At 50.7% G+C, this 22922-nt stretch carries 23 protein-coding genes; 14 read left to right on the forward strand and 9 right to left on the reverse strand.

Annotated features, from left to right (window positions below; translation table 11 throughout):
* The first annotated feature begins 82 nt into the window (after positions 1-82).
* The 4 genes from HLM86_RS11115 to HLM86_RS11130 all read left to right on the forward strand — a co-directional run bounded on the left by HLM86_RS11115 (position 83) and on the right by HLM86_RS11130 (position 2519).
* Positions 83-580: a DUF3429 domain-containing protein gene (locus tag HLM86_RS11115; RefSeq protein WP_170882842.1), complete on the forward strand. Its 498-nt coding sequence runs from the start codon at positions 83-85 to the stop codon at positions 578-580.
* A 170-nt stretch (positions 581-750) separates the two neighbouring features.
* A complete protein-coding gene (locus HLM86_RS11120; RefSeq protein ID WP_076590403.1) occupies positions 751-1218 on the forward strand; it encodes a DM13 domain-containing protein in 468 nt (155 codons plus the stop codon).
* A gap of 186 nt (positions 1219-1404) precedes the next feature.
* The gene (locus tag HLM86_RS11125) at positions 1405-2250 is read left to right on the forward strand and encodes a mechanosensitive ion channel family protein (RefSeq protein WP_076590404.1); all 846 of its coding nucleotides are present in this window, start codon (positions 1405-1407) and stop codon (positions 2248-2250) included.
* 77 nt (positions 2251-2327) lie between these two features.
* On the forward strand, positions 2328-2519 hold the full coding sequence (locus HLM86_RS11130; RefSeq protein ID WP_076590405.1) for a DUF1289 domain-containing protein: 192 nt from the start codon (positions 2328-2330) through the stop codon (positions 2517-2519).
* 8 nt (positions 2520-2527) lie between these two features.
* Here the strand turns inward: HLM86_RS11130 and arsB are convergent, their stop codons facing one another.
* The 5 genes from arsB to HLM86_RS11155 all read right to left on the reverse strand — a co-directional run bounded on the left by arsB (position 2528) and on the right by HLM86_RS11155 (position 8851).
* Positions 2528-3598: an ACR3 family arsenite efflux transporter gene (gene arsB / locus HLM86_RS11135; protein ID WP_170882843.1), complete on the reverse strand. Its 1071-nt coding sequence runs from the start codon at positions 3596-3598 to the stop codon at positions 2528-2530.
* A gap of 87 nt (positions 3599-3685) precedes the next feature.
* A complete protein-coding gene (locus HLM86_RS11140) occupies positions 3686-4027 on the reverse strand; it encodes an ArsR/SmtB family transcription factor (protein ID WP_076590407.1) in 342 nt (113 codons plus the stop codon).
* 167 nt (positions 4028-4194) lie between these two features.
* Positions 4195-6711 carry a PAS domain-containing sensor histidine kinase gene (locus HLM86_RS11145; protein ID WP_170882844.1) on the reverse strand — a complete coding sequence of 839 codons (2517 nt, stop codon included), beginning with the start codon at positions 6709-6711 and terminating at the stop codon, positions 4195-4197.
* Positions 6712-6863: 152 nt separating this feature from the next.
* The gene (locus HLM86_RS11150) at positions 6864-7757 is read right to left on the reverse strand and encodes a cation diffusion facilitator family transporter (protein WP_076590409.1); all 894 of its coding nucleotides are present in this window, start codon (positions 7755-7757) and stop codon (positions 6864-6866) included.
* Positions 7758-7969: 212 nt separating this feature from the next.
* A complete protein-coding gene (locus tag HLM86_RS11155; RefSeq protein ID WP_170882845.1) occupies positions 7970-8851 on the reverse strand; it encodes a LysR family transcriptional regulator in 882 nt (293 codons plus the stop codon).
* Between the two features lie 146 nt (positions 8852-8997).
* Here HLM86_RS11155 and HLM86_RS11160 point away from each other — a divergent pair, with 146 nt between their 5' ends.
* The gene (locus HLM86_RS11160) at positions 8998-9576 is read left to right on the forward strand and encodes a class I SAM-dependent DNA methyltransferase (RefSeq protein ID WP_170882846.1); all 579 of its coding nucleotides are present in this window, start codon (positions 8998-9000) and stop codon (positions 9574-9576) included.
* Between the two features lie 111 nt (positions 9577-9687).
* Here the strand turns inward: HLM86_RS11160 and HLM86_RS11165 are convergent, their stop codons facing one another.
* On the reverse strand, positions 9688-11691 hold the full coding sequence (locus tag HLM86_RS11165; RefSeq protein WP_170882847.1) for an acetoacetate--CoA ligase: 2004 nt from the start codon (positions 11689-11691) through the stop codon (positions 9688-9690).
* 226 nt (positions 11692-11917) lie between these two features.
* Between HLM86_RS11165 and phhA the strand changes: the two genes are divergently transcribed.
* From phhA to secF, 6 genes are all read left to right on the forward strand, one after another.
* A complete protein-coding gene (phhA, locus tag HLM86_RS11170) occupies positions 11918-12709 on the forward strand; it encodes a phenylalanine 4-monooxygenase (RefSeq protein ID WP_076590440.1) in 792 nt (263 codons plus the stop codon).
* A complete protein-coding gene (locus HLM86_RS11175) occupies positions 12702-13034 on the forward strand; it encodes a 4a-hydroxytetrahydrobiopterin dehydratase (protein WP_170882848.1) in 333 nt (110 codons plus the stop codon). The genes phhA and HLM86_RS11175 overlap by 8 nt, the downstream gene beginning before the upstream one ends.
* A gap of 388 nt (positions 13035-13422) precedes the next feature.
* A complete protein-coding gene (locus HLM86_RS11180; RefSeq protein WP_076590414.1) occupies positions 13423-14097 on the forward strand; it encodes a hypothetical protein in 675 nt (224 codons plus the stop codon).
* A 124-nt stretch (positions 14098-14221) separates the two neighbouring features.
* Entirely contained in the window at positions 14222-14638 is a 417-nt protein-coding gene (locus HLM86_RS11185; RefSeq protein WP_170882849.1) for a hypothetical protein, read from the forward strand.
* A gap of 181 nt (positions 14639-14819) precedes the next feature.
* The gene (gene secD / locus HLM86_RS11190; protein WP_076590415.1) at positions 14820-16658 is read left to right on the forward strand and encodes a protein translocase subunit SecD; all 1839 of its coding nucleotides are present in this window, start codon (positions 14820-14822) and stop codon (positions 16656-16658) included.
* Between the two features lie 2 nt (positions 16659-16660).
* The gene (secF, locus tag HLM86_RS11195) at positions 16661-17563 is read left to right on the forward strand and encodes a protein translocase subunit SecF (RefSeq protein ID WP_076590416.1); all 903 of its coding nucleotides are present in this window, start codon (positions 16661-16663) and stop codon (positions 17561-17563) included.
* A 63-nt stretch (positions 17564-17626) separates the two neighbouring features.
* Here the strand turns inward: secF and HLM86_RS11200 are convergent, their stop codons facing one another.
* On the reverse strand, positions 17627-18358 hold the full coding sequence (locus tag HLM86_RS11200) for a dienelactone hydrolase family protein (RefSeq protein ID WP_076590417.1): 732 nt from the start codon (positions 18356-18358) through the stop codon (positions 17627-17629).
* A 261-nt stretch (positions 18359-18619) separates the two neighbouring features.
* On the opposite strand from HLM86_RS11200, the gene HLM86_RS11205 reads away from it, so the two are divergent.
* Positions 18620-19105, forward strand: coding sequence for a hypothetical protein (locus tag HLM86_RS11205; RefSeq protein ID WP_076590418.1), 486 nt, complete (start codon positions 18620-18622; stop codon positions 19103-19105).
* Between the two features lie 16 nt (positions 19106-19121).
* Here HLM86_RS11205 and HLM86_RS20335 read toward each other — a convergent pair whose 3' ends face one another.
* Positions 19122-19253, reverse strand: a complete 132-nt coding sequence (locus HLM86_RS20335) for a hypothetical protein (RefSeq protein WP_281249537.1) — start codon at positions 19251-19253, stop codon at positions 19122-19124.
* A gap of 192 nt (positions 19254-19445) precedes the next feature.
* Positions 19446-19937: a hypothetical protein gene (locus tag HLM86_RS11210; protein WP_076590419.1), complete on the reverse strand. Its 492-nt coding sequence runs from the start codon at positions 19935-19937 to the stop codon at positions 19446-19448.
* 306 nt (positions 19938-20243) lie between these two features.
* Between HLM86_RS11210 and HLM86_RS11215 the strand changes: the two genes are divergently transcribed.
* Together HLM86_RS11215 and HLM86_RS11220 are read left to right on the forward strand one after the other, a co-directional pair.
* Positions 20244-21338 carry a YcjF family protein gene (locus tag HLM86_RS11215; RefSeq protein WP_170882850.1) on the forward strand — a complete coding sequence of 365 codons (1095 nt, stop codon included), beginning with the start codon at positions 20244-20246 and terminating at the stop codon, positions 21336-21338.
* Complete coding sequence (locus HLM86_RS11220) at positions 21325-22863, forward strand: GTPase family protein (RefSeq protein ID WP_170882851.1); 1539 nt, start codon at positions 21325-21327, stop codon at positions 22861-22863. Before HLM86_RS11215 ends, HLM86_RS11220 begins: the two co-directional genes overlap by 14 nt.
* Positions 22864-22922: the final 59 nt, after the last annotated feature.

Consider the following 22922-nt stretch of genomic DNA (forward strand, 5'->3'; position numbering starts at 1 on the left):
TGTTGTGAAAAACCCAGATAGGTGACTATCTGGGTTTTTTTTACCTATTCTCTTAGAGGGTTACCTGACGAGAGCGTGGAGAATGACGAAACCTTCAATCAACATAATGCAAAGCTTGGGTTATCTGGGCCTGCTGCCGTTTATGGCCAGTGTGGTTTTGATACTAGTTGAGATGACCGTATTGGGGCTCACCGGCATGACGTTGTTTACGGCCTACAGCGTCGTGATCTTAAGTTTTTTGAGTGGGGTGTTGTGGGGAAATGGTATTGATCACAGCCGTCATACACTGTGCCGAAATGCACTGATCCTGAGTAACTTATTTACCCTACTGGCGTGGGCGGCGTTCTTGGTCTCCAAAAGCCAGCCAATGACCGCGTTGGTGCTACTGTCCTTGGGGTACTTGATGGTGTGGGTGGCAGAACTGGCGCTGCGCGAGAGCGAGCACGAGGACAAACCAGAAGGCTATCAACGCTTACGCGCTCAACTGACTTTTGGGGTCATTGTCCTTCACGGGGTGGTGCTCGTGATGGAAAAAGGCCCGCAGTTGATGACACTGGTCGAGCGGAGCGCTGCCCGTTAAACACCGCGAAAGGGGGGGTTATGCGCCGCTCACTCGCGGTACGGCGAGTCATACTGTGACCTTGTGTGTAAAATAAATGTATGATGTCGATAAAATCGTTGAATATTCTTTTATCACCTTGATTATCGTGTACATTTACAGAGTCGTTGGTGCAACCTAAAGGGTAGGGGATGAAACGTTTATTTTTACTGATAAGTCATCTGGCTTTTGGCGCCGCGGGGTTCGCGTTAGGCGTCTACGCTTTGCCTATTTTGATTCAGCCCGAGTCTCCGGCGATGATCCAAGTTGAAACGGTCACCAATCAAGCCCAATTCACTGCGACCTTCCAGCGTGACCGTCAAGACAGTGACTTTCTCCATTGGGGGGAAGGGTCGGTGTCGCTCAGCCCAGATCAGATCGCGTTTGTTGGCGAGCTAGCACCAGGCCCAGATTATCAGCTGTATTTGTCTCCGACCTTTATCGAAACCGAAGGGGCTTTTGCGCAAAATCGAGCCGACATGCTGCGTGTCGGCGCGGTCAAAACCTTCGATCGTTTTGTGGTGGATTTACCCTCAGGGACCGACCTTGAACGCTACACGACCGTGATCGTCTGGTGTGAGACCTTTGGCGAATTTATTACCTCCGCTCGTTTCAGATAACCGCGCGACCGACACCATCTGACATCACATTTGCTGTCATGGCTGTCAGTCCCCCTATTTTTTGTCATGTATACTATCAATAATCAAGATCTCACCGTTACTCAATCCAGTGACGCAAAGGTGGCATCATGCGTGACGACTGGCATTCGCCACCTGATTTTATCGTTAATCAAACAGGAGCTCTGAATGGAAAAAGCACACGCTGTGGTCGATTTCTTCTTAACCAACAAACTCATTCTGAGTGCGCTGATCATCGTGTTTATCGTTTGGGTGCGCCGGATGGTGTTGTCCAAAATTCGCGGTGACGTTGCGTTTGTTTCCGAAGAGCAGCGCAGCTGGATGTCTCGGACCAAAAACGGCGCGTTTGCGGTCACGATTGTGTTGTTGTTTATGCTCTGGAAAGCGGAGATCAGTGAGTTTGCTTTATCAGTGACTGCCATCGCCATTGCCATCGTGGTGGCGTCAAAAGAAATCATTTTATGTTTTACAGGGTCGATTCAACGGGCCAGCTCACGCTCGTTTCGCATTGGTGACTGGATAGAAGTGGGGAAATTGTGCGGTGAAGTTATTGAACACAACATGATGGCGACCACGATTCAGGAAATCGACTTGCATCATGGTCAGTATCATTACACGGGTAAAACGGCGACGTTGCCCAACAGCATGTTTTTTACCTATCCGGTCAAAAACCTGAATTTTATGAAACGCTACGTTTACCATAACTTTTCTATCACGGTGGCCGAGTTTGTTAACTTGTATCCTTTGGTGCCACTGATGATCGAAAAAATAGAAGCGCATTGCCACTATTTCAGTGATGTGGCCACACGCTACAACACCATGATTGAAAAACACGCAGGGGTCGATTTACCCGGAGCAGAGCCTCATATTCACATCAGCACGGGCTCGACAGGTGAGCAGATCGTGCATTTTATGCTGTTCTGCCCCACCGACAAGGCGACCCATCTTGAGCAAGAGATCAGAAAAGACTTCATGGAGTTGTATGAAGTGCGTTTTCCGGCCAAGGAGAGTTAGGCGGGCGTGATGCGTCTGTCTGAGTGAATGAATGTTGACGGCGGGGTTGCCCGCCGATCGATAACAGGAAAAGAGCGATGAAAACACCGTCCGTCCCTCAGCCTTGTATCCGGCATTGTTGTCTCGATGAAAACGATGTTTGTCTCGGTTGTTGGCGTACGCTCACAGAAATTCTTGAATGGAATACCTACTCTGACGAGACCAAGCAAGCCGTACTGTCGGAGTGTCGGCTCCGACAGCAGGCGCGTGGCGCTGCTCGTCATCCATGATGGGGGAATTAGGTCGGTTGTCTGCGCAACGATGGGTAGCGTTTTTTCATTCTCAACGCAACGTTAACCAGCGCGATTAACACGGGGACTTCAATCAAAGGACCGATGACGCCAACGAACGCTTGATCGGAATTGAGGCCAAATACGGCGATGGACACCGCAATCGCCAGCTCAAAGTTATTGCCCGTCGCCGTAAAGGCAATCGATGCATTTTTATCGTACTCAATCCCCAATTTTTTACCCAAGTAAAAACTGACGAAAAACATCACCACGAAATAAATACCCAATGGTATGGCCACGCGAACCACGTCCAGCGGCAGTTGGACGATCATCTCGCCTTTGAGACTGAACATCACCACGATGGTTGCGAGCAAAGCGATGAGCGTGATGGGAGAAATGCGCGGAATAAACACACGGTTATACCACTCCTCACCTTTGGCCGCCACTAGCCAGCGGCGGGTCAGATACCCGGCCAGAAAAGGAATGCCCAAGTAAATCAAGACGCTTTCGGCGATGTCGAGCATCGACAGATCGACCTGAAAGCCTTGATAGCCAAACATCGGCGGCAGAACGGTAATAAACAGCCAAGCCATCACGCTGTAGGTGACAATCTGAAACGCACTGTTTAAGGCGACCAACGCTGCTCCGTATTCACGATTGCCGCCACCAAGGTCATTCCAAACCAACACCATCGCAATACAGCGTGCAAGGCCAATTAAGATCAAGCCGACCATATAGCCGGGGTGCTCGGCAAGGAACGTGAGTGCCAGCGCAAACATTAACATCGGCCCAACGACCCAGTTCATCACCAGCGACAGCCCCACTGCTTTTTTATCATGACGAACCTGACCAAGTAAGGCATAGTCGACCTTGGCCAAAGGGGGATACATCATCAGCACAAGGCCAATGGCAAGGGGAATGTTGGTGTTGCCGACACTCATCGATTGATGCCACTGGGCCACGTTAGGAAAGCTGACGCCAATCGCGACCCCCAGAGCCATTGCGGCGATTATCCACAGGGTAAGGTAGCGATCAAGAAAGCGCATTGCGTTGACCGAATTGTCTGATTGTGATGTCATGGCGGGACCTATATTTCGTTTATCGTCGAATCGCGATTTATTGATCGTGACCTGTTGTTTAACAAGGTGGCACACGTTTGTGTCAGTTCAGTGAAGCAACTGGGTATAGAGGGTGTTAAATGCCGCCAATGTGGTGCGATTGACGGAGTAACAGACCTTAGGCGGATTGGGCGTGGCGACAATAAAATTCGCCTGTTTGAGAATACGCAGGTGTTCAGAGACGGTCGATTGTGCCAACCCGAGTTCAGAGACGAGATCACTATTGAGGCATCCACCTAAACTGTCGAGCTTGACCAGTAGGGCTAGGATCCTGATCCGCGCGGGGTGGGCGAGCGCTTTGGCTTGACTGGCCAAGGTTTGTTCCTGTTGAAGCTCCGCTTGGGTGGCGGTCAATGCTTGTTGGTTGGCAAGGTTGCAGGCCTCTGACATTACGGGGTCACTTGTAGTTAATCGTTAAATTACGATTAATATACGCTGAGTGCGTCCGCGTTGCAACCCAAACCCCGTGAGGGGAGCGTGGGTGGACGCGACCCATCCCTTGTTGACCAGAGTCTGAGCGCCTCGCCGTGGCCGAGATGCCTAGCGAGCTAGCGGGTTTAGTCATTCACCAGAGCGGTTTGGTCTGCTGATCTGGTGTCGAGGCGATTGGCGGCTTTCCTATAGGCAGAGGAGAAGCGCTGTTCGCAGCTGATGCATCCCCGGATGACGCCGATTGCTCGGGCCAAATCACTGGGCTTGAATGGGGTACACGGCATCACATAGCGGCCCGGGCTTACCAGACCGGATTTGACGTTGGTGTCACGGGTGAGGAAGAGAAACTTTTGATTCTCAAGCAGGTGAGCGTCGGTCTGCTGCCATGGGCTTGACTCAAAATAATGATAGAAATCTGGGCCAAACAGAATCAAATCGACCGTGACGCCGGCGTTTTCGGCGCATTCTAGCACGGTGATCGCCCGTTCAAGGCTAGAAACACAGTTGGTTTTGCAGCGGTAGTTGGAGAGATTGATATCGGCAAAGGTGGCGATGTTTTGGTCGTTGGTGACAAACAAGATCCGCGTGCCATTGATGTAGCTTGGGGTCGGGTCATCGGGCGCGCTGGTGGCTTCGGTGAAGGGCAATTCAATGTAGAAACGACTGCCTACTTTAGGGCGGCTGTCGACGGTGATGTTGCCACCCATCAGTGCCAACAAAGAGCGGCTAATGGAAAGGCCAAGGCCGGTGTCACTCAGAAGATCGCGTTGACGGGTGTCTTGCTGGTTGAATAATGTCATCCATTGCTCAACCTGCTGCTCGCTCATGCCGACGCCATTGTCTTCGACGATGATTTCGATGCACGGGGTGATGTCGTGTGTGTTCAAGGAGGCAGACACCCAAATTTTGCCTTTGACTTGCTCGCTACTGTCAGTAAATTTGACGGCATTGTCGACCAAATTGAGCAACACCTGACTGAGGCGGACGCTGTCGCTCATGATCATCTTGGGCAGCGTGGCATCATAGGTTAAGTACAGTTCAACGCCCTTATCTTGGGCATCAAGGCAGACCACATCTAAAGTGCGCTCAATTAACTTTTGGAGTTCGACGGGTGAGCTATCCAAAGATATCTGACCCGCTTCTATCTTGGCAAAGTCGAGAATATCATTAATGATATGGCGCAGCGCAGTGGCCGAATCCTTCATGGTCGCCAACACATTGGTTTGCTGATCATTGAGTGGCGTCTCGTTGAGCAAGTTGATCATGCCCATCACCCCATTGAGTGGGGCGCGGATCTCCTCGCTCATATTGGCTAAAAAGAGCGATTTGGCTTTGCAATCGGCCTGAGCAATATCGCTTTTTTGACTGATGCTCGCTTGTGCGGTTTTCTCTTTGGTGATGTCAATGTTGACCCCGCGCATACCGATTGGCGCGTTGCCGTCTTGAGCGAATAGCACTTCGGCCGCGGCTTTTATCCAGCGCAACGTGCCATCGGGCAATTGGATACGAAACTCGGCGTGAAACCGCGACAAGGTTTCTCTGGCCTGAGTCAGGGCCTGCTCGGCTGCGACGACATCGTCGGCAATGACACGCTGTTGCCACATGGCATAATTGTTTTCACCATGGTCTGGGTCGACGCCATACATGTCAAACATGCGCTCATCCCACACCAGATCGTTGGTGGTAAAATCCCAACTCCAAATCCCAATTTCGCCCGCTTGAGTGGCAAGATTGAGGCTTCTCACCACCTCTTCTAACTCACTTTGGCTGCGTTTCAGCTCTTTTTGCACCCCGCGTTGATTGCTGATGTCTCTCAGTGTTAATACAATATGCTTCTGATTCTTATACAGAATGTAGCGAACTGCTCCTGACATGGTCAAGACCGTATCGCTGCGATTAACCTTGATGACATCGTCCAATACCACTTCTTGATAGCTATCAATGCCAGACACCGTGTTTTCGACCAGAGCCTCGGAGGTCTCCGATAACAGTGAGCGCAGGGCCAAACCGCGCAACCCAGTTTTTTCGTGTTGAAACAGGACGACGGCGGCGTCATTAATGTCGGCCACCATCATGTCGGGATTGAGTAAGATCAACGGATCGACCGCTTGCTCGAACATCACCCCCATTTGCAATTCTTGCTCGTTGATTTTGTGGTTCTGGCTGGCGACCATTTTTTGCAGCTTCTTATTCGAGACCTTTAACGCTTCTCTAACCTTCCTTATTTGGCTGATGTCCGATTGGCTAAGAATGACATCAAATCTATTGCTCTTTTTCTCGATGAGGTTGAGATTGACATTAAGCCAGCCTGAGCCTTTGTCATGGTCAATACACATTTCCATTTGGCCAGAGTTGACCTCAACCAGAGCGCTGTGCAGAGCGGAGATATGGCGATCATTCAAGTAGTGTGAATAGAATTCGATCAGATTCCGGCCCAGCACTTGGTTGGCCTGCAAGTTATAATATCTGAGGTAGGCGAGGTTCGCGTAGACAATCGTATAGGTATCCGATTCGCCCTGACAGATCACCACGCCTTCACTGAGGAGGTCAAGGACTTGGGTATGGATTTTGGCTTCGTCTTGAGACGAGTCCGTAGGGTTTGCCGATGTATCAGAAAACTTAGAGGCAAAGGGAAATTTCATAGGCGCCAACCTTTTGTACTGACGAAACTTATAGGGCTCCCGTGCGATGCGGGAGTCTTTGTATAAAACCTTCAGGCTAATAGTAGAATGCGTGGATGGGTTTTGTTGCGGTTGAAGCCAAAATGTGCCGAGTAATCCGGTGTTTTGTGACGTTAGTGAGCGATGTGCAGTGTGAGGTGTAAATCCAGAGGCAAATTAGACAGTTTTTCTTTTAACGTTTGTCGTGCTCGTTCTAAATCGGCCACCGAGATCTGTTTGGCATTGGGGTGGATATCAAGATTGACCCAAAGCTCGCGACCGATCTTAGTCACCGCCACCAATTCGATGTCCGAGTGGAACTCATGGTCAAGCTCTGAGACTTTTTCATCCACTTGATGGCAAATCTCCTCACTGGGGGACATCATTAACAGTTCTCTGAGCGCTTGCTTGAGCATATCAAGCGGGACCTTAATGAAATAAAACGACATCAGGACCATCATCATGGGATCTGCGTACACCGCATAGCTGGACAAAGGAGAGCGTGCGACCACCCAAGCGACAACAAAACCGCAGGTCACCGTCACGCTGAGCAAGGTGTCCATTTGCCATTGTTTCGCCTCGGCCTCAATCAAATCCGAAGAGTCGCGTTTTGATTTGCGCGCAATGTGCCACCATGCGTAGCCGCAGCCCACCACATTGACCACGCCAAATAAGGTCGCAATGGACGTATCGACCTCACGCCCACCGTTGATGATGGCTATGATTGCAGAATAGAGCGCATAGGCGACAATCATCAGAATGACGCTGGCTTTAATGGCAATCACCACTGGCTCTAACACCGCTTTGCCAAAGGGAAATTGGCGATGCGCGGGCCCTTGAATATATTTGGCGACCGCGAGGGATAACAAGGTCAGCAGTAAACTCACCGCAGAATAAATGCCATCAAACATGATCACAATCGAGCCGACCCACCAGCCAAGCACCAGCCCCCCAATGGCAAAGGCGGACGCCAATAACGCGGAGAACATCAACAGTCTTTTTTCATTCAAGCGGGTCTTGACACACATAGATAGCACTCTTGTGGTAACTCTCTTTATTGTTCACGCAGCGCGCCAATTTAACAAACCGCTTCGAGGCTCTGTGGGTCTTGTACGGTGGGGTGTTTTTAGTATTATCAACAAAAACAGCAATTTATGATGGATATCAAGTGTCAAAAATAATGACGCTGACTGTCCTCAGCGCCCCTTGTTTGGGCAGAAAAGGCCGGTTACGGCCATCATCAGAAGAAATCAAACAAATACTCATTGAGTTTATCTGCCAACCAAGACATGCCCGGGTGCTCGGCCATGCCCGCGGCCGTAAACATGCAATAATCTTCTTGAGTGAGCCCATAGGTGTGCTTGATGACCGCCAGACTTTGTTGGCGTAAATGCTGACGGATCAGCGGTTCAGGCAACACGCCCCACGCGTCTTCGGTCATAATGGTGCTCAACATAGAATCGAAGCTTGAGAAGCCGATATAGCGAAGGGAAAACGGCTGAAGCTCTGGGTTGTCTTTCTCATTGAGGTAAACCATCACCGCTTGCATCGCATTGCGTAGCTCGACGTCTGAGACCCGTCTGAGCTGGCTGAGCCGGTGTTTACCCTGACAGACTGACATCATTCGTATTTTGCCCAACGGATGGTAGCTGATATGAGGATCATCAATGCGCTCGTAATCAACCCCAAATGCAAAATCGACCTGTTGTGTGGCCACGAGGTTGGCGAGATCGCCACTGGAGGCGAGCATAATATTAAATGCCGTCGCAGGAAATTGATGATTGAGGTGGTGTGAGAACTCTTGCCACATCTCGTTGGGCAAAGAATCATCACGGGCGATCCAAACCTCGGCGTTGAAATCACCAGACACCTGAGCGCAGGTTTGTTTGATTCGAGCGGCAGTCACCAGCAGGTTCTGACAATCGCGGTAAATGGCTTTGCCCGCTTCCGACAAAAAGACGTGGTTGCCCGTGCGGACAAATAACTCGGTATTGAGATCTTGTTCGAGCGTCTTCACCGCCATGCTTAATTTGGTCCGGTTACAATCAAGTTGTCTGGCGGCTTCGGAAACGGACCCGGTGTCAGCAACGGTACAAAAGGCTTCAATCTGAGATAGGTTCATCGGTTCGGCTCAAAAATGCTGCTTATATAAGCTAATGCTATAGGAATACACTGCGATTGTCTGTTTTCTGCGCTCAAAAGCTATGAATTTGATGCAGTTTTGGTACTCTATCGTCGCCAAATGAATGAGGTAATAGGGAGAGCATGATGGCGAGTGAATGGGATGCTTACGCAGCAGAGTGGGAAAACGAACCTATCGCGGTGCAATATGCGCATCAAGCGTTTGAATCTTTACAAAAAATTGTCGATGTGCGTGGCAAACACGTGCTGGATTTTGGGTGTGGGACTGGCTTACTCAGCCAAATACTCTCTCCGCTCGTCAAAGACATTGTCGCATTGGACAGCTCTGAAGCCATGATCGAGCAACTCGATTTAAAAGAGCTCAGCAATGTTGAGCCTGTGGTGGATCTCTTAACCCGCGGGTTAGTCGCGATTCATCCGGCGTTTCGTCACCAGTTTGATTTGGTGGTAGCCTCTTCTGTGTGCAGTTTTTTGCCCAATTACTCCGATACCGCCGATGTCATTTATAGCCTGTTGAACAAAGGCAATTATTTTGTCCACTGGGACTGGTTGTCCGATAACGATGAGCCGGGCGGAATGACCGCCGCGCACGTGTTGCAAGTATTAAGCAGTGTGGGTTTTGAAGAGGTTGAAGTCACCACGCCGTTTCACGTTGAGTCGCCTCACGGCAAGATGACCGTCTTGATGGCGATCGCTCGGAAATAGCCGCCTCGATGCCCCGCTGTCAGTGGGGCACGCACTCCGCTCTGAGACGCTCCCTGGTCCCACGGACACAAAAAGGGCGTGTCGCCCCTGATGTTTCAATCCATCACGGTATCAATCCGTGACGTTTGCCATGGCATATTGGGCGATTTCATCAAGCACTTCAGGGTTGGCAATGGCCCCTTTATTTTCTATCGCTTTTCCATGTAACACCTGCTTGACGGCCAGTTCGACCAACTTACCGGATTTGGTTTTGGGTACTTCGCTGATGGCGTAGATCTCTGCGGGCACATGACGCGGAGAGCATTGGGTTTTGAGTTGCAGTTTGATGGTTGAGATCAGCGCGTCATTGAGCGTGCTTTGTTCCGCCAACTGCACAAACAACACCACTTTCTCATCCCCATGATGAACGCGACCAACGGCAATCGAATCCAAGATCCCTTCAATCTGATTGACTTGCTGATAAATTTCAGCGGTGCCAATTCTCACGCCACCGGGGTTGAGCGTTGCATCGCTGCGACCATAGAAAATCATCCCGCCCGATAACGTCCGCTCGACATCGTCGCCGTGGTGCCAAACATTGTCGAATTTGTCCCAGTAGGCCTTGTGATAACGCTCACCATTATCACGCCAAAAACCCACGGGTTGATTGGGAAAACTGTTCAGGCAAACCAGCTCGCCTCGTTGGCCCACCACTGGGACACTCTTGTCGCTAAAGACCTGCACATTAAGCCCAAGTCCGGCCGATTGACATTCACCGCGATAGACGGGTGAGATGGGGTTACCCAGCACAAAACAGCCGCAAATATCCGTCCCCCCAGAAATCGAAGCAAGATGGACATCAACCTTGATTCGGCTGTAGACGTAATCGTATTGCTGAGGGTAGAGCACCGACCCAGTGGAACAGAGCGTCTTGAGTGAATCGAGCGGATAATATTGGCTGGGGTTAAACAGCGCTTTTTGCAACGCCTCAAGGTATTTGGCGGATGTACCAAACAGGCTGACGTTCGCTTCCTCAGCCAGTTCCCACAGCACACTTGGCATCGGATACATCGGGCTGCCATCGTAGATCACCAAGGTGGCCCCACTGGCAAGCGTGGATACGTGCCAGTTCCACATCATCCAGCCACAGGTGGTGTAATAAAAGACCCGCTCACCCGGATGAATATCACAGTGAAGTTGGTGCTCTTTGAGGTGGTTGAGGATGGTGCCGCCGACCGAGTGGACAATGCATTTGGGCTGACCCGTGGTGCCCGAAGAATAGAGGATAAACACGGGGTCATTGAAGCTGACTCGTTGATAACGTATACCGCGGGGAATATAACTGGCCAACACCGATTCCCAATCAGAAAAAGTGTGACAACTGCGGGTTTGTTCCTGACCAATTTGCAGATAATCAATCAAACACGTATTTTCGATACTGGTTATTGCGTCAACGATCTCGTTGTTCTTTTCCTCCATATTGAAGGTTTTGCCGTTGAACGAATACCCGTTACAACAGAACAATATTTTAGGTTGAACTTGCCCAAAACGTTCCTTAACGCTCTCGACCCCAAAATCGGGTGAGGTGGAGGTCCAAATCGCGCCTAAGCTGGTGGTTGCGAGCATCGCGACGACGGTTTCTGGCATATGAGGCAAGTAGCCCGCGACCACGTCGCCCTTTTCAACGCCATTTTGCTTGAGCCATTGCTGGACCACTGAGACTTGATCGCACAGCTGTTGCCACGTGAGTTTTCGGTTTTGACCGCGTTCGTTCTTAAACCAGATGGCGATCCCTTCAGGTTGCTGAAAGGCGTAAGACAGAAGGTTTTCGGCGTAGTTAAGTTGAGATTGAGGGAACCAAATGGTGTCTCTGGTGGAGGAAAATTTCCCCCAACGCGCGATGCCTTCGCCATGAATGCAGTCCCCTTTGAAACCAATCACATCACAAAACTGCCAGATTTCGAGCCAGAACGCCTTTTTGTTTTCGACGGACCACTGGTGCAGATCACCGTAGCCTTCAATCGCTTCACCCTGCATATTGACGTGTTGAATAAACTGATGAAGGTTAGACGCAGTGATTCTGTCTTGACTGGGGCTCCAGAGCGGTGCTTGCTCTGGTAGGGCTTGAGTGGGCATGAATTCCTCAACTTAATACTTTTCTACAAACTATGGTTAAGTTTTGTTTGAAAACTAGCCAATGTCAAACAAACCGCGAATAAACAGATCGCTGATAAATAAGAAAAAAACATACAAATGTAAATATTGTGTTACAGAGATTTTGTGCAGGATCTGTTCGTACCAATTGTCAGCGTTTTCACAAGGGGATAGGCTTAATGTAAAGGAATTGTTAAAGGTAACTGTGGTGAGTCATTACATATCAAAACCTGTCAATAAACAGGGACTTGTTGATTGGACGGCCGAGGAAGACCAAATCTGGAATGAATTGGTGTCGCGTCAGCTCAATTTGGTCAATCAACGTGCGTGTAAAGAATATTTGCATGGCCTGACACTGTTGAACTTGCCCGTCGATCGGGTGCCTCAGTTACCTGAAGTCAACGACGTGTTGCGTCGTGAAACGGGCTGGCAGGTTGAACCGGTGCCGGCGTTGATCAACTTCGATCGATTTTTTGCGCTTTTGGCCGACAAAAAATTCCCCGTGGCGACCTTTTTGCGCTCCCGCGATGAGTTCGATTATCTGCAAGAGCCGGATTTTTTCCATGAAATCTTCGGCCATTGTGCGATGCTAACCAACCCAGAGTTTGCCGAATTTACCCACATTTATGGCCAGTTAGGTAAAGACGCGTCAAGCAAAGAGCGGGTCTATTTGGCGAGGCTTTACTGGTTTACGGTAGAATTTGGGCTGGTTAAAGAAGGCAAGGACTGCAAAATCTATGGCGGCGGGATCTTATCGTCCCCCGGCGAAACCCTCTACGCGCTGGATGATGAACGCCCGATGAGAGCACGTTTTGATATCGAAACCGTGTTGCGCACGCCTTATCGCATTGACATTATGCAGCCCGCGTATTTTTTGTTAGACAACATCAAAGAGCTTTATCGGTTAAGTAAAGTCGATGTGATGTATCACGTACAACAGGCGATGAAAGCGGGGCTTTTACCGCCTTTATTTGAACCAAAGGAACCAATACATGCTTAATGAATTACGTTGTGAGGCTTGCAGCAGTGATGCCGTGGCGTTGAATCAAGAAGACAGACGCTTGCTTCTGACTGAGCTCGACAACTGGCAGTTGATCGAACGCGATGGCATTCCTCAATTGGAGAAAGTCTACGCATTTAAAAACTTCAAGCTGGCGTGGGCTTTTGCCAACCAGATTGCGGAGTTGGCTGAAGATGAGTTTCATCATCCGGCGATTTTGCTGGAGTGGGGTAAAGTGACCGTGACTTGGTGGAGCCATTCGCTCAAAGGGTTGCATCGTAACGATTTTATCTGTGCCGCTAAGTGCGACGAGCTCAGCCGCTGATCCCCCAAACCGCCTGAAGCCACCGATACAAAAGGCTTCAGGCACCTTGACCGCCCATGTTCCTCCTGTTTCCTTACGCATTGTTTTGATTCCCACCGCCGGTTTTTATCGCCGTCCCATGCGTTTGTTGTCGGTGTTGATGACGTTCGTTATCGCCTTCTCAGTGTTTCGTTATGGCCGACTCCGGGTTTTGTGCCCTGCGGCAGCGGTACAACCTCGCTGACCTTGATGCGCTCTGGCGAGTTTCACGATGAGATCTTGATTCCAACCTGTTTTGCACTAATGCTATAACGAGTAAAGTGTGGACTATGCTGGCCGTTACAGCATAGGCATGGCCTTTTGGGCTATGTCGTGTTCGGTTGAATGAAAGACAAGATGTGATTCAAGTATGAAGAAACTAATTATGTTCATCATGTTACTGCTGGGCGTTGCCTGCGCTGGGGGAGGGTATTACATCTTCTTTCTCAAGCCTCAGCAAGACGCAGAAGAAGCGGCCATGAACGCAGAGGCCACGCCGCCACCGCCACAAGAAGAAAAAGCCGCGCCGCCTGTGCCGGCCAAACCTGAAGTGATGGATTACTACGTCAGTCCAGAAAGGCTGGGGATCCGTGAGTTCCCCGATCACAAGGCGTTTATAGAAAGTGTCGTCTATCGCGGTGACAAATTGAAAATTCTTGAAAAAAAAGACGGCTGGGGAAGAGTCTCGGACTACTACGTCTATGAAGAGGGCGGGGAAGAAATTGCGGAATGGGTGCCGATGGATGCGCTGCTTGAAGTGGCGCCGACCATTTCAAAAGAAGAAAGAATGGAAACCATCAGCCGTTACATTGAAAAATCCGATGACTTCAAGCAGTTTTTTGATATGTTTATCCTCAAGACCGGTCAGTTGATCACTGATAAAACCTGTGTACCAGAAGATTTTGAAGAGACCAGTGGTTGGGTGCGTTCGACCACATTTCGCGATCGGGATGTGTATTTTGTCTACTGTGGCGGCATCAAGCAGGCCAACAAGGTGTATTTGGACGTGCAATCTGGTGAGATATTTTATCGCCAACCCGAGTGAAAACTCAGGTGTTTTACGGATAGGGAGGACGGCGGTAAGCCGTCATACTGTGTTTTAGAAGATTTTAGTTGTGTATCCACAGCCAAGGATTTACTATCCGACTGAGTAGAGTATGGGGGCGTCGATGGTTCAACGTGTGATTAAATTTTTCTGGCTTGCGTTTATTGCGATGGTGTTGCCAACGCAGGTTTTGGCGTACTTCACCCAAGCCGAAAATAGCACACTCACCAGTGATAGCCGTCACCATGCTAATACGTTAGCGGCGTCTGATCTTGACGCCAGCTTAGGCGACGCTCAGACACACAGCGACGCGCCGCCACTGGCAAAAAAACTGGCGTCTTTCTACCGCGGCTGTCTTTCAGCTGGTGTGGCGGACGACGGCAAAACGCCGCACCTTGATGCCTTTCCACCGGATACCCGCGTTATTTCGACCTTGGCGAGCCATGGCCGCCAGAGGCAAACGACCTTTTTTTCCAATGCTCGAATATCGGGTTGGAAAGATTCCAATGCGATGTACGTCGCCCTCAATAATCAATTCTGATCGCGAGCCAACCGTTTTGGTTGCCCGTACCCACAAGTCGCACAACACCGTCCAAGCTTAATGTGGCTGTGCTTGTCGCCGACCTTTTATCATTCGACTGACTCCATTTCACTGAGTCAGGTGATTTTCTCTACCGCTTAGCCCTTCGGCCTAAGTGGGGATTGCATGTAAAGAATCAACTATGACGAATAAAAAGCAAAATAATAGCAGTGCTCGAGTCATGAATCGCTACTCTGTTTGGAAGTATGCGGTTCTTGTGGTGACGATCATCGTCCTTACCTTGAGTGCGATTCCGACCTGGTATGGCGAACAACCTGCGATACAGGTGACAACGTCACAAAAGAACGCCACCATTGATAATCCTATCGCGCTCAATCGTTACCTCGAACAGCACGATATCCATGCCAACGCGATCACTCAGGAAAATCAAGCCACCACCTTGGTGTTTGACAATGAAACCGATCAAACCCACGCACGGGAAGCGCTCAATAAGGTTCTCAATAAACAGGACGCGATTAGCTTCTCTTATGTTTCTGTGGCCCCAACATGGCTAAGTGACTTGGGCTTTAGCCCGATAAAACTTGGCCTTGATTTGCGTGGTGGTGTGCAGTTTTTATTGAATGTTGATGTTGATAAAGCCTTTGAAGAGCAGCGCAACACCATGGTCGATGAGATGCGTGACATGATGCGTCAGGACCGCGAACGGGGCATTCAGTTTGAGCAAGTCGGTATCGACGGGTTTGAGGTGAAAAGCCACTCCGCGGAAACCTTGAACAAGGCGGCGAACTACTTACGTCAAAATTATTCGGGTTGGGAAATCAAGCGCCACGCGAATGCCTTGTCCGTTAAACCGACCGCTCAGAATAAATCTGAGTTCCAAGCGGTCACGATCAAGCAAAACCTCAAAATCATGCGGGACCGGATTGAAGAGCTGGGCATCACTGAAGCCTTGGTTCAGCGTCAGGGCGAACACAGTATTCGGATTGAATTGCCGGGTGTACAGGACCCGTCACAAGCGAAGAATGTGATTGGAGCAACAGCATCGCTGGCCTTCCACGAAGCGAAATCGAGCGCGGAAGGTGCCGCTTATGGTGAAAGAGTCCTCAAAGACAATGATGGCCGTGATGTTGTCTTGTCAAAACGCCCAGTGTTGACCGGAGAGCACATCGTGAACGCGCGTGCTGGTGTGGACAATACGGGCTTTTCTGAAGTGAATATTTCGCTCGATCACACCGGTGGTAAAACCATGAGTGATTTCTCGGGCAAACACATCGGTAAGCCAATGGCAACGGTGTATCGTGAATACACCATCGATGCTAACGGCGACACGCAGCGCAGTGAAAAAGTCATCAGCGTCGCGACCATTCAATCTCAATTAGGCAGTCAGTTCCGCATTACTGGTGCGGGCTCGCTGGACGAAGCTCAGAATCTGGCGCTTCTGCTCAGAGCGGGCTCCCTGACCGCGCCAGTCACCATTGTTGAAGAACGCACGATCGGGGCTTCACTTGGCGCAGAAAACATCGAAAATGGCTTCGCGGCTTTGGCCTTGGGGCTGGCGATGACCTTAACCTTTATGGCGCTGTGGTATCGTCGTCTTGGCTGGGTCGCTAACCTTGCTCTGATGATCAATATGGTCAGTTTACTGGGCTTGATCGCCTTGCTGCCTGGCGCGGTACTGACGTTACCGGGCATCGCGGGTTTGGTGCTCACGGTGGGTATGGCTGTCGACACCAATGTTTTGATCTTTGAACGCATCAAAGACAAGCTGGCGGAAGGGCGCACCTTCGCTCAGTCGATTGATCTCGGTTTTGATAGCGCACTGAGCACCATTTTGGACGCCAACATCACCACCATGATCACCGCTGTGGTCCTGTACTCAATTGGTAACGGGCCAATCCAAGGTTTTGCTTTGACCTTAGGCTTGGGGCTCTTAACCAGTATGTTCACCGGTGTGTTTGCATCACGCGCCATCATTAACTTAATTTGGGGACGCGATGGTCGTCGCGATGTAAAGGTCTGATAATGATTCACTGTCTAAAGAACAATATTCGTCGAGTTCGTTATATTACCAGTTTTGTGTCGGTGGCATTAATGGTGATCTCTTTGGTGGCCTTTGCAACCAAAGGGCTCAATATGGGACTGGATTTTACTGGTGGTATGGTGACCGAAGTACAGGTGGATAAGACGCTAAACAACAGCGACTTGTTGCAGCGCCTACAGCCGGCCTTGGGCGAGTTTACCTCGGTGACTCACTCTGATCAGGATGGCCGCTGGCTGATCCGCTACCCCGTGCCAGAGCAAGACGCGCCCGTGGCGGACATAGCGTCACTTTTAGCGGGGGCCTCGGATCAGGTTGAAGTCGTCAGCAACAGCATGGTCGGGTCTCAAGTGGGGCAGGACTTAGTGGATCAGGGCGGCTTAGCCCTAATGATATCGATGATGTGTATCTTGGGCTATCTGTGTTTTCGATTCGAATGGCGGTTGGCCAGTGGTGCCTTGTTGGCCTTGATCCACGATGTGGTGTTGGTTTTGGGCTTTTTTGCTGCGACACAAATGGAATTTAACCTGACAGTGTTTGCCGCAATCTTGGCGATTTTGGGGTACTCACTCAACGATTCCATCATTATCGCTGACCGTATCCGTGAACTGCTGTTGGCGAAACAATCGACCCCAACGGATGACATCAACGATCAAGCGGTACTGGCGACGTTTTCCCGTACCATGGTGACCTCGGGCACCACCTTGCTGACGGTGTCTGCTTTGTGGTTAATGGGCGGCAGCGCGCTCGAAGGGTTCGCGATTGCGATGTTTATTGGCATTCTCTCGGGAACTTGGTCGTCTATCTCCATCGGGACCGTATTGCCGGAATGGTTGAAACTGGAGCCGAAACATTATTTGCCAGTGGAAATCGATTCTGCGCCTTAATCACAAGCTGGTGTCATAAAAAGTCCCGCCCTGCACATGCAGGGCGGGATTGATTTCGCGGGGTTATTGAGTGGCGCTGGCCAAAAACTCGGTAAAACGTTGCCAAGATTTTTGATCGGCTTGCTGACGGTAGCGCTCACTGCCAAACACGGTAAATGCGTGCGGCGCGCCGCTGTAGGTGATCATCTCGTGGTCAATATTTTGCGCTTCCAGCTCACTGGCTAATGTGGCGAACTGTGTCATGCTAATCGCGCTATCCGCGGTGCCATGTAAGACTAGGATGGGCGCCTTGGTTTGTTGATACGATTGGCCTTGCGGGGTCTTTAACCCCCCATGAAAGGTCACAAACCCTTTCGCCTTCATGCCCGCACGCGCCGATTCCAATACGGCCGCACCCCCAAAGCAGTACCCCATCACGACAGGATCAACTTGGCGGCCATTCAAGGTCATGGCGTAGTCCATGCTGCCTTGCATCAGTGCGCGTAGCTTGTTTCGATCCTGATACAATTCACCCGTGTGTTGTTTTTTGTCTTTGACCTCGGTTGGGCGGACCCCTTGACCAAACAGATCCGCGGCAAAGACGTTGTAACCCAGATCGTTGAGCATGCTGGCGCGTTTCATTTCATAGTCGGTTAAGCCGTCCCAATCGTGAACAAGCAACACCAGCGGGGCGTCATCGCTGACTTTCGCCCAATACCCTTCATAATCGTTACCATTTACATTGTAAACTTTACTTTCTCCAGCCACTGTGAGACCACTGAACAGCGCTAGCCCTAAGATGTATTGCCTTTTCATAGCCACCTCCCTTGTTCCAGCAAGTGTAGTCGGAAAAAAGAGGGTGACAGCGGTAATCGAGTTGCGAGGGCCCGAACTGTGACGACGAAGGGTTAAGCCTATGATGATCCGTGCCAAAGTTAGAACCAGCAGAACTTTTCATGATTTTTCATGCTTCTAAAGCCGAAGGCGTCAGCGAATTGACCGTTCTCTGACAAATAGGTTTGGTCAGCGCCTAAGCTGCACGTTGCTCTCTATCACTCGCCCAATTTAGGAAACACCATGTTAATTCGTTACCTTATCGTCAGCCTGCTCGCGCTATCCTCCTGCTTTGTCTCGGCGTTTGAACGCCAGCAAGACGGGGATTTGGATGGCATTAGAAGCGATTTGGGCACCCTTAAACAAAGTATCGAGCAATCCCAGAGTTCGATGCAATATGAAAGGACGATCGACGGCAGTGCCTATGTGCCAGAGCCAGAGCACAGCCGCGATAAACCGGCTTACAGCTATTTTACGATTGAGTCGTATGACATTTACACCAGTGAGAGTGGACGTCGTATGATTCAGGCATTGATCACCAACCACTCCGGTGGGGGCGTTGAGCTTAAGGCCAATCAGATCAAAGCCTTTTTTGGTAAAGGCAAATATCAATCGCCTACCCGTATCGAGCAAGAAGGGCGTTTCGCTCAAGATGAAACTCAATCGGTGACCTTGTATTTTGGCGAATCTAAAGCTTCCATTCTTGGCCTCATCACCCGAAGCTACTGATATCAACACGGGTTGATTATCGGCGTGCGGTGCTGCCCATGTGAGGGCATACCGCCGGATGGTTGGCCTCGGCGCTTGATGTGAGCACAGCATCAAGCACATGAGCCCCTAGCGGGTCGCGTTTCACCATGTCACCCAGAGCCGCCACGTGGCTTCCTTATGCCAGAAACGGGCTCAACCCCCGTGCACACCTTCAATGTGGCGCTGGTGGTTTCGCAATACGCAACCATGCGTTGTGCCAGCCACTCCAACGCCCTGTCATGATGAAGCGACCCCTTTGAGTCTTGGGGGCTCATACCTGAAAGATCGCCACCGAGCCATATTGTCTAACGCGCTCAGCTCATAATTTATTTCCAAGAAATCGTTTCATGTCTTGTATGATGTTGTACAAACGGATGTCTTTTCTGCCATTGCTGACATTGGGCTTCGGTCTGACATTGGGCTCGCTATCCGGTGGTACGTCGGCGCTTAACGTCATTTCGGGGGGCTCAGCCGATCGGCTTGAGCTATTAGCGGCTTTCATGACAGTGATCACGGCGGTGCGAATTCGCGACCGATAAGCGTTTTGGGCCTCGGGCGTCAAGACCAACTCGCCTTGGCTCGAAAGGCACCACGACTCATCATGCGGTTGTTTGATCAGCATCGGTTTTGAAGGGGTTGTGGTGAGTAAGGCTAACTCACCCTCTTTGAGTTTTTCCAATAAACACGGCATATTCATTCCCTCTAGGATGCCCGCATCCACAGCGGTGGGATCTAACGTGTCGAGATCCCCTTCGACTAGGCCGAATTCAAAGGTCATCAGTTCGGATACACGGACGATGTTGTAATACACACTCTTTTCCTCGTAATAATGTGGATGAGAGTACAGCCTATCTAACTCAATGTAATAGAAGGCATTATTAATCTACTTATGAGATAATCAATGATTAAATTGTGATTTACATTGGTTTAAAAAACCTAGGTGTATGATTGATTCGACATCAAACAGTGATCCACTTTGCGTCTATGGCCTGTTTTCCTCTTCTCGGGTGGCTCGCGTTCAGGGTGAAGGTGATATTTGATATAGTCAATCATGGACGCCAGAGACAGAGATGAGTCTCCACATTTCAACCCGATTCACTGACAAAACGGAATGATCATGTTTGAGTCAATCAAAGAATTTATCAATTCAGGTAAGCACGCGGATCTCCGTGATTCACGAGGCGATCACTATGCTTTGCCCACGTTATGGTTATTGGGCAAAACGGGCGCGGGTAAATCGTCTTTAATTCAGTCGCTCACTGGGTTGAGTGAGGTCGAGGTGGGCAACGGTTTTGCTCCCTGTACGATGAGCGCTTATGCTTATGGCTTCCCCCAAGAAAATCCCGTACTGCGCTTTCTCGATACGCGGGGTTTGGGGGAGGCAAACTACGATCCCAGTGACGACATCGGCGAGTGTCAAAACAAGGGCCACGCTTTGTTGGTGGTAGCGAAAATTGAGGAGCCAGAGCAAAGCGCGCTGATCACGGCACTGAAACAGATTCGCCGGAAAAAAAACATCGAGCATGTGTTGGTGATCCACACGGCAGTCAACGCCGTTGATGAGGATGCCCGCCAGCGGATGCAAGCGCACAATCAAGCGCAGTTTGACCAAGCTTGGGGCAAGGCGATCCCCGCGGTTGCCGTGGATTTTGATTGCCGGACGGATCAGTATCATCACAGAGACACGCTGATCGACGCATTGACGGCGCTGTTACCGATCGTCGGTTTGACCATCCAACAAAATCAATACGCCAGTCTTGAAGAGCAGAACTTTGCCGCGCTGGAGCACGAAGTGTTGTGGTATGCAGGCACTGCCAGTGCGTCCGATCTGATGCCCGTTGTCGGGCTGGTGTCTGTCCCAGCGATTCAAGCCAAAATGCTGCACAGTTTGGCCAATCAATATGGTGTGGAATGGAACACACGCACGTTCAGTGAGCTCGTGGGTACGCTTGGCACCAGTGTGGGTGTTCAGTACGGTACGCGGCTGGGGGTGACGCAATTGGCTAAATTGATCCCCGGCTACGGGCAAACCGCAGGTGCAGTCACGGCGGCGGCGGTCAGCTTTGGTGCCACTTATGGTCTTGGGCGCGCAGCGAGTTACTATTTCCATCATAAAGGCACTCAGCAAGTGGTGTGCCCTGATGCCATGCGGCGTTTATATAAAGAAGCGTTTACAAAAGGTAAGAGGGCCGCCAGTGATGACAAGCAATAAATCCAAGTTAACCGCTCGTCAACGCTACGCGGAGAGTGTTGTCCTGATTTCACTGATCGGGGCGGTGGCGCCCATTCTGCTGGTCAGTGGATTTGGAATCTACTCAATTATCCAACAAGGGTATGTGATGCATCTTACGCTGGCCTTGTTGATTTCCACGGTGGTTTTCTTCATTCCGCGTTGGCTATGGGGGATGTGGGCTAAAAGGTCTCCCTCTGATGACACGGAGGACATCTTGGTAGAAGCGTCATCGGACTGGTCTGACGCTGAGCTGCGGATCTGGCAACAAGCCAATCAATCGATTCAGCGCAAGCTCACGTACAGCAGTGATTGGGCCTCGGTCAAAAGCCACGGGATACACATTGCCGCAGAAATCGCGCAAGCGTTCGATAAGAAGGCGCTCGACTTTACCGTGCCAGAGGGGTTGCAGCTGCTTGAGGAGATCAGCAGACGATATCGGCAGGTGCTGGATCAGCATGTTCCGGCCGTCGATAGGATTAAGGTCTCCCAAATGAAATGGCTGTACGAGGTGAATGAGAAGTACGGTGAGCAAGCGGTTAAACTGGGTAAACGGGGTATGCTGGCATGGCGTGTGCTGCGAGTGTCTAATCCCATTGCTGCGATCGCCAGCGAACTCCGAGGAAAGCTGCTCGGATCACTGACAGATAAGGTCTCTGACAATCTGCAACGCAACGCGAAGCAGGCGTTGCTGCAAGAAGTCGCCCAAGTGTGTATCGATCTCTATAGCGGGCGCTACACCACAGATAAAGGCGATATTGGGCTCAGCGATATCGAGCAACAAGATCACGCCCGCGCCGAGACGCCCCTCTCGCCGATCAGAATCGCGATCGTCGGTCAGATCAGTGCGGGTAAATCGTCCTTGGTCAACACCCTCACCCAACACCTCAATGCTGAGGTTGACCCATTACCCGCAACCGATGATATTCGCCTCTATCGTTGCACGCTTGAAGGGGAAGAACAGCTTAACCTGATTGATACGCCAGGGTTGGATGGCAGTGATAACATGGCGGCGCGAGTGCTTGAACAAATCACTCAGTCCGATCTGGTGTTATGGGTATTAAAAGCCAACCAGTCCTCACGCCAGTTGGATGTGACCCTGCGAGAGCAAGTGGCCGACTATTATTTGCGTCCAGAGCATCGATCACGTAAAAGGCCGACCATTATTGGTGTGTTGAATCAGGTCGATAAACTCCACCCTGCTGCGGAGTGGGCACCACCTTATGATCTCAGCGATGACGAGCGCGTCAAGGCAAACACCCTACGCGCGGCGTTGGACTACAATCGTGGCCAATTGGCGATGGACACGCTGTACCCATTGGGCCAACCTCAAGGCCGGCCGTCTTTTGGCTTAGAGGCGCTGGAAACAGAAATTCAGGCCCAATACACGCAGGCGAAACACGTTCAGCTCAATCGGCGCAGAAATGAGGCCAAGGGCGCTGGGTGGAAAGGCCAAAGCCAACGCTTGTTTAAAGCCAGCGAAACCATCATTAAAAACATTCTGTAAATGGGTGAGAACATTCAGATCCACTCCATCGCGTGACGACGGATCATGCGCCTCATGGC

The sequence above is a fragment of the Vibrio ostreicida genome (assembly GCF_013074385.2).
Taxonomy (GTDB): Bacteria; Pseudomonadota; Gammaproteobacteria; order Enterobacterales; family Vibrionaceae; genus Vibrio; species Vibrio ostreicida.